General features: G+C 70.9%; 10 protein-coding genes and 2 pseudogenes. 9 read left to right on the top strand and 3 right to left on the bottom strand.

Going from position 1 to position 12,338, the window contains the following annotated elements:
* Nucleotides 1-76 precede the first annotated feature (76 nt).
* The 8 genes and pseudogenes from ACFZDL_RS03390 (at nucleotide 77) to ACFZDL_RS03425 (ending at nucleotide 8,025) form a co-directional block, all read left to right on the top strand.
* Nucleotides 77-824 (top strand): annotated as a pseudogene (locus ACFZDL_RS03390) (PfkB family carbohydrate kinase).
* 4 nt (nucleotides 825-828) lie between these two features.
* Nucleotides 829-1,701 carry an aldolase gene (locus ACFZDL_RS03395; RefSeq protein ID WP_353591133.1) on the top strand — a complete coding sequence of 291 codons (873 nt, stop codon included), beginning with the start codon at nucleotides 829-831 and terminating at the stop codon, nucleotides 1,699-1,701.
* A 110-nt stretch (nucleotides 1,702-1,811) separates the two neighbouring features.
* Nucleotides 1,812-2,090: pseudogene (locus ACFZDL_RS03400) on the top strand (3D-(3,5/4)-trihydroxycyclohexane-1,2-dione acylhydrolase (decyclizing)); the annotation flags it as partial.
* Nucleotides 2,091-2,142: 52 nt separating this feature from the next.
* Complete coding sequence (locus ACFZDL_RS03405; RefSeq protein WP_353591134.1) at nucleotides 2,143-3,639, top strand: CoA-acylating methylmalonate-semialdehyde dehydrogenase; 1,497 nt, start codon at nucleotides 2,143-2,145, stop codon at nucleotides 3,637-3,639.
* 86 nt (nucleotides 3,640-3,725) lie between these two features.
* Nucleotides 3,726-4,676, top strand: a complete 951-nt coding sequence (locus ACFZDL_RS03410; protein WP_353591135.1) for a TIM barrel protein — start codon at nucleotides 3,726-3,728, stop codon at nucleotides 4,674-4,676.
* 9 nt (nucleotides 4,677-4,685) lie between these two features.
* A complete protein-coding gene (locus ACFZDL_RS03415; RefSeq protein WP_353591136.1) occupies nucleotides 4,686-6,116 on the top strand; it encodes a sugar porter family MFS transporter in 1,431 nt (476 codons plus the stop codon).
* Between the two features lie 26 nt (nucleotides 6,117-6,142).
* Nucleotides 6,143-7,162, top strand: coding sequence for a Gfo/Idh/MocA family oxidoreductase (locus tag ACFZDL_RS03420; RefSeq protein WP_353591137.1), 1,020 nt, complete (start codon nucleotides 6,143-6,145; stop codon nucleotides 7,160-7,162).
* Nucleotides 7,159-8,025: a sugar phosphate isomerase/epimerase gene (locus ACFZDL_RS03425; RefSeq protein ID WP_353591138.1), complete on the top strand. Its 867-nt coding sequence runs from the start codon at nucleotides 7,159-7,161 to the stop codon at nucleotides 8,023-8,025. Before ACFZDL_RS03420 ends, ACFZDL_RS03425 begins: the two co-directional genes overlap by 4 nt.
* 86 nt (nucleotides 8,026-8,111) lie before the next feature.
* Here the strand turns inward: ACFZDL_RS03425 and ACFZDL_RS03430 are convergent, their stop codons facing one another.
* The 3 genes from ACFZDL_RS03430 to ACFZDL_RS03440 are packed head-to-tail and all read right to left on the bottom strand — an operon-like array spanning nucleotide 8,112 to nucleotide 11,108.
* A complete protein-coding gene (locus ACFZDL_RS03430) occupies nucleotides 8,112-9,119 on the bottom strand; it encodes a Gfo/Idh/MocA family oxidoreductase (protein ID WP_353591139.1) in 1,008 nt (335 codons plus the stop codon).
* Nucleotides 9,120-9,151: 32 nt separating this feature from the next.
* On the bottom strand, nucleotides 9,152-9,913 hold the full coding sequence (locus ACFZDL_RS03435; protein WP_353591140.1) for an SDR family oxidoreductase: 762 nt from the start codon (nucleotides 9,911-9,913) through the stop codon (nucleotides 9,152-9,154).
* A 16-nt stretch (nucleotides 9,914-9,929) separates the two neighbouring features.
* Nucleotides 9,930-11,108, bottom strand: a complete 1,179-nt coding sequence (locus ACFZDL_RS03440) for a phytanoyl-CoA dioxygenase family protein (protein WP_353591141.1) — start codon at nucleotides 11,106-11,108, stop codon at nucleotides 9,930-9,932.
* Nucleotides 11,109-11,217: 109 nt separating this feature from the next.
* Here ACFZDL_RS03440 and ACFZDL_RS03445 point away from each other — a divergent pair, with 109 nt between their 5' ends.
* On the top strand, nucleotides 11,218-12,267 hold the full coding sequence (locus tag ACFZDL_RS03445) for a LacI family DNA-binding transcriptional regulator (protein ID WP_353591142.1): 1,050 nt from the start codon (nucleotides 11,218-11,220) through the stop codon (nucleotides 12,265-12,267).
* The last annotated feature ends 71 nt before the right edge of the window (nucleotides 12,268-12,338 follow it).

Below are 12,338 nucleotides of genomic sequence, written 5' to 3' on the forward strand. Positions count from 1 at the left end.
GCGCTAGTAGAGCGCGACAGCACCCCCTCTCCTGACCATTCCCCCGGGATTTCCGGAGCGAAGGGAAACCAGCGTGATGCCGTTCGAAGTGCTGACCATGGGCCGCGTCGGAGTGGATGTGTATCCGCTCCAAACGGGCGTGGGGCTGGCCGAGGTCACCTCGTTCGGCAAGTACCTCGGCGGCAGCCCGGCCAATGTGGCGGTGGCCGCCGCCCGGTACGGGCGTACCTCGGCTGTGATCACCAAGACGGGCGCGGACCCGTTCGGCGACCCTCACCGCCCTCGAGCACCGGGCGAAGGCCGGGACGACGGTGTTCGACCTCGACTGGCGGCCCACGTTCTGGAAGAGCACAGCCTCCAAGGGCGCGGCCGGGGGCGACCCCGCCGGGGCCCGTGCGTACTACGCCGAGGCCCTGCGCCACACCACCGTCGCCGTCGACAACCTCGACGAGTGCGCGGTGGCGACCGGCGAGCGCGAGCCGTACGCCGCCGCGAAGGCGCTGCTGGCCGCCGGGGTGGAGCTGGCCGTGGTGAAGCAGGGCCCGAAGGGTGTGCTGGCCATGGACCGGGACGGCTCGGCCGTCGAGGTCCCGCCGGTGGAAGTGGAGGTGGTGAACGGCCTGGGCGCCGGCGACGCGTTCGGTGGCGCGCTGTGCCACGGGCTGCTGGCCGGCTGGGACACCCGGCGCACGGTGTCCTTCGCCAACGCCGCCGCGGCGATCGTGGCCGGCCGCCTGGCCTGCTCGGAGGCGATGCCGACCGAGGCCGAGGTGGCGGCGGAGCTGCGCGGGACGACCGAAGACGAATGCCGGCGAGAGGTGTGACGACGTGCTGTCCGAGAAGGTGAGCCGTATCGTGGAGGCCCGGGTCAACGACCCCGGCGCCATCACGGCGGCGGCCGAGCAGCGGGTGAAGGCCACCTCGCTGCTGGGCGAGCACGGCAAGGCGATGATCATCGCCGCCGACCATCCGGCGCGTGGCGCCAACGGTGTGGGTGGCGACTCCACGGCCATGGCCGACCGATTCGCACTGCTGGACCGGCTGTGCACCGCGCTGGAGCGGCCGGGTGTGACCGGTGTGCTGGCCACCGCGGATGTTCTGGAGGATTTGCTGCTGCTCGGGGTCCTCGACGGCAAGAGCGTCTTCGGCTCGATGAACCGGGCCGGTCTCGCGGGGTCGGTGTTCGAGATCGACGACCGCTTCACCGGCTACGACGCCGAGACGATCGCCGCGATGGGCTTCGACGGGGGCAAGATGCTCACCCGTATCGCCCTGGAGGACCCGGCGACCCCGTCCGCGCTGGAGAACACCGCCCGTGCGGTGGACGAGCTGAACGACCGCCGTCTGGTGGCCATGATCGAACCGTTCCTCTCCCACTGGCGTGACGGCAGGATCCACAACGACCTCACCCCCGACGCCGTCATCAAGTCGATCACCATCGCCTCGGGGCTCGGCCGCCACACCGCCCACACCTGGCTGAAGCTGCCGGTCGTCGACGACATGGAGCGGGTGCTCGCCTCCTCGACCCTGCCCGCGCTGCTGCTGGGCGGCGAGGTCGAGGACGCCGACGCGGCCTTCGCCTCCTGGGGCCGGGCCCTGAAGCTGCCGACCGCGCAGGGCCTGGTCGTCGGCCGCTCCCTGCTCTACCCCTCGGACGGCGATGTGGCCGGTGCCGTGGACCGGGCGGTGAGCCTGCTGTGACGAGCGCGAACACCGTACGGCTCACCACCGCGCAGGCTCTGGTGCAGCAGCTGGAGGACGCCCGGGGCGGGGACGTCACGGTCAACGATGCCTTCCGGGCGGTGTCGATGGACGGCGGCTCCGGCCTCCTCGACGGGGACGTCCTGCCCGTCGACCTGGCCCCCAACGCCGCCTCCCTGGGCGCCGACGTCCTGCACGCCGTCTCGGTCGAGGAGTTCCGCACGGCGATGGAGAAGGCGAAGACCGCGGGCCGCACCACCGTCGTGCATGTGGAGACCGACCTGTACGGGCCCAACCCGCCCGCCCACGGCTGGTGGGACGTCCCCGTCAGCCAGACCTCCGCCCTGGACACCACGCGCGCCGCATACGACACGTACACCGCCCACTAGCGGGCGCAGCGCCACTACCTGTAATCCCGTCCCCGCAAAGGAAACCCGCACCGTGAAGACCATCGAGCACTGGATCGGCGGCTCCCCCACCCAGAACTCCGCCACCGCCACCCAGCCGGTGTACAACCCGGCCACCGGCGCCGAGCAGGCCCGTGTCGTCCTGGGCGGGGCCACCGATGTGGACGCCGCCGTCCAGGCCGCCACCGCCGCCTTCGAGACCTGGTCGGAGTCGTCGCTGACCCAGCGGACTCAGGTGATGTTCGCCTTCCGGCAACTCCTGGTGGAGCACGAGGAGGAGCTGGGCCGGATCGTCTCCGCCGAGCACGGCAAGACCGTCGACGACGCCCGCGGCGAGATCACCCGCGGCCGGGAGGTCGTGGAGTTCGCCTGCGGTCTCGGCGATGTGCTGAAGGGGTCGTTCTCCGACCAGGTCTCCCGCGGCGTGGACGTGCACAGCTTCCGCCAGCCGCTGGGCGTCGTCGCCGGCATCACGCCCTTCAACTTCCCCGCCATGGTGCCGCTGTGGATGCACCCCATCGCCATCGCGACCGGTAACACCTTCATTCTCAAGCCCAGCGAACGCGACCCGTCGGCCGCCAGCCACATCGCCGACCTCTACCAGCAGGCCGGCCTCCCGGACGGCGTGTTCAACGTCGTGCACGGCGGCAAGGACGCCGTCGACGCGATCCTCACCCACCCCGGCATCCAGGCCGTCTCCTTCGTCGGCTCCACCCCCATCGCCAAGTACGTCCACGCCCAGGCCACCGCCCACGGCAAGCGTGTCCAGGCCCTCGGCGGCGCCAAGAACCACGCCGTCGTCCTCCCGGACGCGGACCTGGAGTTCGCCGCCAACCACATCACCGCCGGCGCCTACGGCTCCGCGGGCGAGCGCTGCATGGCCCTGTCCGTGGCGGTCGCGGTCGGCTCCGCCGCCGACGGGCTGGTGGAGGTGCTGGAGCGCAAGGCGCGTGAGGTCAAGGTCGGTCCCGGCGACGCCCCCGGCACCGACATGGGGCCGCTGGTCACCAAGGCCGCCCAGGAGCGGGTCGAGAACGCCGTCGCCACCGCAGCCACCCAGGGCGCCACGGTCGTCGTGGACGGCCGCGGCCTGAAGGTGGATGGGCACGAGAGCGGCTTCTTCACCGGCCCCTCCCTCCTCGACCACGTCACCACCGAGATGCAGGCCTACCAGGAGGAACTGTTCGGCCCCGTCCTCGCGATCGTCCGCGTGGACACCCTCGACGAGGCGATCGAGCTGATCAACGCCAACCCCTACGGCAACGGCACCGCCCTGTTCACCGGCTCCGGTGAGGCCGCCCGCCGCTTCCAGCGCAAGATCAAGATCGGCATGATCGGCATCAACGTCCCCGTGCCCGTCCCGATGTCCTACTACTCCTTCGGCGGCTGGAAGGACTCCCTCATCGGCGACTCCCCGATCCACGGCCCCGAAGGCATCCGCTTCTACACCCGCCCCAAGGTCGTCACCACCCGCTGGCCCCGGACCGAGCAGCAGGTCGCCGCCGGGTTCACCTTCCCGACCTCCAGCTGACCTCCTCACCGGCCTCGCGCCGCCCCACACCCCCCGCAAGGAACACCGCAGGAAACTCCCCTGTCCCTCTCCCCAAAGGACACGTCATGGCAACGGCGCCATCCCCACTCCGGACCACCGTGGGCAATCTGTGCCTCGGCTCCGCCCCCGACTCCTGGGGCATCTGGTTCCCCGAGGACGAGCACCAGGTGTCGTACACCCGCTTCCTCGACGAACTCGCGCGGGCCGGCTACACCTGGCTGGAGCTCGGCCCCTACGGCTACCTCCCCACCGACCCGGTCCAGCTCAAGCGGGAGCTCGACGCCCGCGGCCTCAAGGTCTCCGGCGGCACGGCCTTCGGCGCGCTGCACCGCCCCGAGGCATGGGACGAGATGCTTGCCCACGTCCGCCAGGTGGCCACGCTGACGGCCGCCGCGGGCGCCCATCACCTGGTCCTGATCCCGCCCATGTACCGGGACGAGAAGACCGGCGCGTTCACCGAGTCCCCCGAGCTGACGGCCGAGCAGTGGGCCGGTTTCGGCCGCGCCGCCGACCGGCTGGGCAGGCTGCTCCTCGACGAGTACGACGTCCGCCTCGTCATCCACCCGCACGCCGACAGCCACATCCAGACCCAGCCGGAGATCGAGCGGCTGCTGGGCGAGTCGGACGGCCGGTACACCAATCTGTGCCTGGACACCGGGCATGTCGCATACGGCGGCGGGGACAACCTCGACCTGATCCGCCGGTTCGGCGAGCGCGTCGGCTACGTCCACATCAAGCAGATGGACCCCGAGATCCTGGCCCAGGTGGCCGCCGAGAACCTGTCGTTCGGCGAGGCCGTCAAACGCGGGGTGTGTGTCTCGCCGCCGGCCGGGGTGCCGGACCCGGCGGACGTGGTCGCCGAACTCTCCCGGCTGGATGCCGAGTTGTTCGTGATCGTCGAACAGGACCTGTACCCGTGCGCTCCCGACGTACCGCTCCCCATCGCCGTACGCACCCGTGAGCATCTGGCCGGCTGCGGCCTCACCGGAATCCGACGCCCGACTCACCACCGGTAGGAGGCGGCCATGGACGTCAGGGACGACGCGACTTCGGCCCCCACCCCCGCCGCCCCCACGGACGACGCGCCCCAGGCGGTCTCCCGGCGGCTGCGGGTCATCACCGTCATCGCCACGTTCGGCGGACTCCTCTTCGGCTACGACACCGGCGTCATCAACGGCGCCCTGCCGTACATGACCGACGACCTGGGCCTCACCCCGGTCACCGAGGGCATGGTCACCAGCTCTCTCCTGCTCGGCGCCGCGCTCGGCGCCGTCGCCGGCGGGCGGCTGTCGGACGCGCGCGGCAGACGCCGTACGATCCTCACCCTCGCCGTGCTGTTCTTCGTCGGCGCGCTCGGCGCCACCCTGGCCCCGACCACCGCGGTGATGATCGTGGCGCGGTTCGTGCTCGGCCTCGCCGTCGGCGGCGCGTCGGTGACCGTGCCCGTCTACCTCGCCGAGGTCTCCCCGGCGGAACGGCGCGGCGCGCTGGTCACCCGCAACGAACTCATGATCGTCAGCGGCCAGCTGCTGGCCTTCACCTCCAACGCGATCATCGCGAACATCGGCGGCGAGAGCGGCGGTGTCTGGCGCTGGATGCTGGTGATCGCCACCATCCCCGCCGTCGTCCTGTGGTTCGGCATGCTGGTGATGCCGGAGAGCCCCCGCTGGCTGGCCTCCCAGAGCCGTTTCAACGACGCCCTCGACGTCCTCAAGCAGGTGCGTTCGCGGGCGCGGGCGGAGGCGGAGCTCGCCGAGGTGTCCGCGCTCGCCGTCAAGGACGAGCAGGAGAAGCTCGGCGGCTGGAAGGACATGAAGTCGGTGCCGTGGGTGCGCAAGCTGATGTTCGTCGGCTTCGGCATCGCCATCGTGCAGCAGATCACCGGCGTCAACACGATCATGTACTACGGCACCCAGATCCTCACCGACGCCGGTTTCGCCTCCGACAGCGCGCTGACCGCGAACATCGCCAACGGCGTGATCTCGGTGCTGGCCACCTTCGTCGGCATCTGGCTGCTGGGCCGGGTCGACCGCCGCCCCATGCTGATGACCGGGCAGGTCGGCACGACGGCCGCCCTGCTGCTCATCGGTGTCTTCTCCCTGGTGCTGCCCGCCGGGGACGGCCGGGCGTACGCCGTGCTGGCCATGACGGTCACCTTCCTCGCCTTCCAGCAGGGCGCGATCTCGCCGGTGACCTGGCTGATGCTCTCGGAGATCTTCCCGATGCGGATGCGGGGCTTCGGCATGGGCGTGGCGGCCGTGGTGCTGTGGCTGACCAACTTCGTGATCGGCCTGGTCTTCCCGTCCCTGGTCTCCGGTATCGGGGTCTCCAACACCTTCTTCCTCTTCGTGGTGGCCGGGGTCTTCTCCTTCGTCTTCGTCAAGCGCTACGTCCCCGAGACCAAGGGCCACAGCCTCGAGAACCTCGAAGCCGAGCTCCGGGCGCGCTTCTCCTGACCCCCTTGTCCTTTAAGGAAACGACCATGACCGTACGTGTAGGCGTCATCGGCGCCGGAATGATCGGCCAGGACCACATCAGGCGCCTCACCGATGTCGTCACCGGGGCCGCCGTCACCGCCGTGACGGACCTCGACCAGGCCCGTGCCGCCGAGGTCGCGGCCCGGGTGGGCGCGGTGGCGCTGCCCACGGGTGCCGAGCTGATCGCCTCCCCCGAGGTGGACGCCGTCCTCGTCACTTCCTGGGGCCCGACCCACGCCGAGCATGTGCTGGGCGCGATCGCGGCCGGCAAGCCGGTGTTCTGCGAGAAGCCCCTCGCCACCACCGCCGAGGACTGTCTGCGCATCGTCGATGCCGAACGCGCCCACGGCGCCCGCCTGGTCCAGGTCGGTTTCATGCGCCGCTTCGACGTCGGCTACCGCCAGATGAAGGAGGTGATCGCCGGCGGGGCCCTCGGTGCGCCGCTGGTCGTGCACTGTGCCCACCGCAACCCGACCGTGCCCGCGTCGTACACCTCGGCGATGGCCGCCCAGGACACGGCCGTGCACGAGATCGACGTGCTGCGCTGGCTGCTCGACGACGAGATCGTCTCCGCCCAGGTGATCACACCGCGCGCCACGAGCCGGCGGTTCGAACACCTCAAGGACCCGCAGCTCATGTACTTCGAGACGGCGAACGGCGTCCGCATCGAGCTGGAGGTCTTCGTCAACTGCCAGTACGGCTACGACATCCAGTGCGAGACCGTCGGCGAGAAGGGTCTCGTCCGGCTGCCCGACCCGGCCGCCGTCGGGGTCCGCACCGCCGGAGCGCACGGCACCGCGGTCCCGCAGGACTGGAAGGGCCGGTTCGAGGACGCCTTCGACACCGAGTTCCGTGAGTGGATCAACGGCATCGCGGCCGGCGTCGAACCCACCGGTCCCTCCGCGTGGGACGGCTATGCCGCCACTGTCATCACCGACGCCGCCGTCCGCTCGCTGGAGTCCGGCAGCCAGGTCGTCACCGTCGACATGAAGCCCCGCCCGGCCTTCTACGGAGGCACCGCATGAAAATCGCCCTCGACCCGTACATGTTCCGCGCCCTGCCGATCGACGACATGGTGCGCACGGTGGCCGAACTCGGCTACGCGTACATCGAGCTGTCGCCGCGGGACGACTTCATGCCGTTCTTCCTGCATCCGCGGGCGGACGACGAGCGGATCGCCGCGCTGAAGAAGTCCCTGCGCGCCCACGGTGTGCGGCTGTCCTCCGTACTCCCCCTGTACAAGTGGTCCTCGCCCGACGAGACCGAGCGGCAGGCCGCCGTCCGCTACTGGAAGCGCATGATCGAGATCACCGCGGACCTCGGATGTCCGCTGATGAACTCGGAGTTCAACGGCCGCCCGGAGCGCGCCGCGGAGAGCGAGGCCGCCTTCTGGCGCTCCCTGGAGGAGCTGCTTCCGCTGTTCGAGCGGGAGGGCATCGCCCTGAACCTGGAGGCGCATCCGGACGACTTCTGCGAGGAGAACACCCCCGCGGTCGATCTCGTCCGCGCGATCAACAAGCCCTGGGTGAACTACCTCTACTGCGCCCCGCACTCCTTCCATCTGTCCGGCGCCGATCCCACGGCGGACATCGCGGCGATGATGCGCTACGCGGGCGACAAGCTCCAGCACGTGCACATCGCGGACTCCTTCAACCACAAGGGCTCCAGCGGGCTGCGCTACATCCTCAACCCGCCCGGCACCCCGGCCCGCATCCACCAGCACCTGGACATCGGGCAGGGCGAGGTCGACTGGGACGCCTTCTTCGGCACCCTGCGCGAGCTGAACTTCGACGGCGTCGCCACCGCGTGTGTCTTCGCCTGGGAGGAGCGGGCCCGCGAGTCCTCGGCGTTCATGCTGGACCGCATCACCAAGGAGCTCGCCGCATAGGCAGCCGCCCCGGGGAGCACCCGGACCACCGTCCGGAAGGGACACGGGCCCGGCCGCGCGATCCGCGGCCGGGCCCCGCCCCGCTTTCAGATCGCCGTGCGCACCTCCTCCAGCCGTACGGGCCGCCTCTCGCGCAGGGACAGGGTGCACGCCTCGGCAATCCAGCTCGCCTCGATGGCGTCCGCCACCGTGCACGGCGAGGGGCGGCTGCCCGCCACGACCTCGGTGAACGCGGTGAGTTCGGCGCGGTAGGCGTCGGCGAAGCGGTCCATGAAGAAGTCGTGCGGCGTTCCGGCCGGGAAGGTGGCGCCGGGTTCGACGGAGCGCAGCGGCAGCCGGTCCTCCAGACCGACCGCGATGCTGTCCTTCATGCCGTGCAGCTCCAGGCGCACATCGTAACCGCGCGCGTTGTGGCGGGAGTTGGAGACGACGGCGATGGTGCCGTCGTCGAGGGTGAGCAGGGCCGAGGCGGTGTCGACGTCGCCCGCCTCGCGGATGTAGTCCGCGCCCCGGTTGCCGCCGGTGGCGTACGCCTCGGTGACCTCGCGGCCCGTCACCCAGCGCACGATGTCGAAGTCGTGTACGCCGCAGTCGCGGAAGATGCCGCCGGAGGTGGCCACATATCCGGCCGGTGGCGGCGCGGGGTCGAGGGTGGTGGACCGTACGGTGTGCAGTGGTCCGAGTTCGCCGCTGACGACGGCCTCGCGGGCGGCTACGCACCCCGCGTCGAAGCGCCGGTTGTAGCCGATGTGCACCTCCACGCCGCCGTCCGCCACGGCGCGCAGCACCTCCAGGCTCTCGGTGACGCCGCGGGCCACGGGCTTCTCACAGAAGACGGGGACGCCCGCCTTGACGGCGGCCAGGATCAGCTGCGGGTGTGCGTCGGTCGCGGCGGCGATGACCACGCCGTCCACGCCGGCGGAGAACACGGCCTCCGGGGAGTCGACGGCGGTGGCCCCGAACCGCTGTACGGCGGTGGCCACGGCCGTGGCCACCGGGTCGGTGACCACGAGGGAGTCCACCGCGTCGAGCCCTGCGAGGGTCGCCGCGTGGAAGGCGCCGATCCGCCCAAGCCCCATGATGCCTATGCGCATGACTGTCTCGTTCCTTCAGCCCGAGGGGCGGCTCAGTCGAGGCCGCCGATGACGATCTGGTCCCAGTCGATGACCGAGCCGGTCACCACGCCGCTGCGGTCGGAGAGCAGGAAGACGACGAAGTCGGCGATCTCGTCGACCTGACCGAGTCTGCCCATCGGCTGGGCCTGGGCGGCCTTCTCGCGCCAGTCGTCGCCCGCGCCGTGGAAGGCGCGCTGGGTGGCGTCCTCGCCCTCGGTGTCCGTCCAGCCGATGTTGAGGCCGTTGATCCGGACGCGGTCGAAGCGGTGGGCGTGGGCGGCGTTGCGGGTCAGGCCGGCGAGCCCGGCCTTGGCGGCGACGTACGGGGCGAGGTAGGGCTGTCCGCCGTGGGCCGAGGTGGTGATGATGTTGACCACCGTGCCGGGTGCCTTGCGCCCGACCATGTCGGCGACGGCGGCCTGCATCGCGAAGAACGGGGCCCGCAGGTTGATCGCGATGTGGGCGTCGAACAGCTCCGGTGTGGTGTCGAGCAGCGAGCCCCGCGATGTCAGTCCGGCCGCGTTGACCAGACAGTCGACGCGCCCGTACGCCTCCACGGTCCGGGTGACGCTGTCGCGTGCCTGAGCCGGGTCCGCGAGGTCGGCGCGGAGGAAGTGTGCGCCCGCCTCCGCCGCGAGCTTTTCGCCGGCCTCGGCCCGGCGGCCGGTGAAGGCGACGGTCGCGCCCTCCCGTACGGCGGCCCGTACGACACCGGCGCCGACGCCCTGGCTGCCGCCGTTGATCAGGACGACCTTGTCGTCGAGCAGTCCCATGAGTGCTGTCTCCCTTTCAGCCCTGGCGGCGCTTGGCGCCCGCGTGCAGTTCCTCGCGCAGCCGCTGCGGGGCCCAGCCCTCGCTGACGGCCCGCCAGACGGTGTCCGCCTGCGAGGGCGGCGCGAGACCGTCGACCGGCGGGTCGAGGTCCAGGTTGGTGGGGAAGGGGTAGCCCTCGGCGGTGGCGGCGACCACCCGGCGCAGCCAGTCGTCGGAGGCGCCCTCGGCCTTGCGGCGCAGCAGCACCGGGAAGAGCGCGTTCGCCATCGCCTCGCGGTCGACCGTCTCCATGGCGCGGCCGAAGGCGGAGGAGACCTGCAGGAGATTGGCCATGCGCCTGGTGTCGGCGGAGCGGTTGTGCCCGGCGGCGTGGAAGAGCGCGGGGTTGAAGAAGACGGCGTCCCCCTTGTCCAGCGGGAGCTGGACGTGGTGGGCCTCGAAGTACTCGGCGAACCGCGGGAGCCGCCAGGCGAGGTAGCCGGGTTCGTACTTCTGCGAATGCGGCAGGTACATCGTCGGGCCGGTCTCGATGGGCATGTCGCAGTGGGCCACCGCGCCCTGCAGGGTCAGCACGGGCGACAGGCGGTGGACGTGCGCCGGGTAGGCGGCGGCCCGCTCCTGGGTGAGGAAGCCCAGGTGGTAGTCGCGGTGCGCGCGCTGCGCGGCTCCGCCCGGGTTGACCACGTTGACCTGGGAGGTCACCTGGTAGGCGGGGCCGAGCCAGGCCTCGGAGACCAGCTCCAGCATGTCGTTGGCGTAGTAGTCGGCGAACGTCTCCGGTGCGCGCACGGCCACCTTGTCCAGGGCGCTCCAGACCCGGTCGTTGGCGCCCGGCTTGGCGAAGTGGTCGCCGCGGGCCCCGCCCGTGGCGCGCTCCTCCTCGATCAGCGCGTTGAACGCCTCGGACGCCCGGTCCACGACGGCCGCGTCGGGGAACGCGCCCTTGAGGACCACGATGCCGGGGCCGTCCAGGAGGGCCCGGACCAGCTCGCCCTGAACGGTGCGCCGTCCCTCCGGCGTGTCCGCGAGGGTACGGAGCCGGGCGCTGTCGTAGAGCAGTACGTTCCGCTCGACCCGCTCGGCGAAGGGGTAGTCACCCGCGTCGGTCCGCTGCTCGACGAGCGACCGGAAGCTGGTGAGATCGCAGTCTTCCTCGGTGAGCCACGTCCGTGGTCGCTCGGGTACAGGGGACATGCCGAGTCCTTTCGCAGTCCTTGCTTCTCTGTCAGTCTTGTGAATCCGAACCCCTCATTCAATCCTCAGAAGCACATCAAAAAACCATCATCATCTTTGGGAAACATTCATGGGGCACCCCTATCCGATCAGGGAAATCGCCCGTCAGGCCGGGCTGAGCACGGCCACGGTCGACCGGGTTCTCAACGCCCGCGGCGGTGTGCGGGAGAGCACGGTCAGGGAGGTGCATCAGGCGATCAAGAACCTGGACCGGCAGCGGAGCCAGATCCGTATCGGGGGCCGCACCTTCATGATCGACATCGTGATGCAGGCGCCGGAGCGGTTCTCCAGCGCCGTACGCGACGCGCTCGAAGCGGAACTGCCCTCCCTGCACCCCGCCGCCGTCCGCTCGCGCTTCCACTTCCGCGAGACCTGTCCCCCCGCCGAGCTGGTCGGGACCTTGGACAAGATAGCCAAGCGGGGTTCCCAGGGCGTGATCCTCAAGGCCCCGGACGTCCCGGAGATCGGCGCCGCCGTGGGCCGGCTGGCCGCGGCCGGCATTCCCGTCGTCACCCTGGTGACCGACCTGCCGCACACCGCGCGCACGGCGTACATCGGCATCGACAACCGCGCGGCCGGGGCCACCGCCGCCTACCTCATCGGACAGTGGCTCGGCGACCGCCCCGGCCATGTGCTCACCACCATCAGCCGGGGCTCCTTCCGCGGCGAGGAGGAGCGCGAGATGGGCTTCCGCAGCGCCATGCGCCGCACTCAGCCCGCCCGGTCCCTGGTGGAGGTCACCGACAGCGACGGCCTGGACGCCACTCAGCGCGAACTCGCCCTTACGGCACTGGAACGCGACGAGGACATCGTCGCGGTCTACTCCATGGGGGGCGGCAACCTCGCGACCCTCGACGCCTTCGACGCCCTCGGCCGGGAGTGCGCCGTGTTCATCGCCCACGACCTGGACCACGACAACACCCGGCTGCTGCGCGAGCACCGGCTGTCCGCGGTCCTCCACCACGACCTGCGCCAGGACATGCGCCGCGCCTGCCAGACCATCATGCGGGCGCACCAGGCGCTCCCGGGCGACGGGCCCTCGCTGCCCTCGGCGATCCAGGTGGTCACGCCGTACAACATGCCGCCGGGGGATCCGGGCCCCGACCACGGTGCGGTGTGAACCCTCCGCGCGCTCGCGGCCTGTCGTATTCCCCGCCCCGCGCATACAGTGGTGCGGCTGTGTGCTCGTGT

The sequence above is a fragment of the Streptomyces sp. NPDC007917 genome (genome assembly GCF_042959105.1).
In the GTDB taxonomy this organism is placed as follows: Bacteria; Actinomycetota; Actinomycetes; order Streptomycetales; family Streptomycetaceae; genus Streptomyces.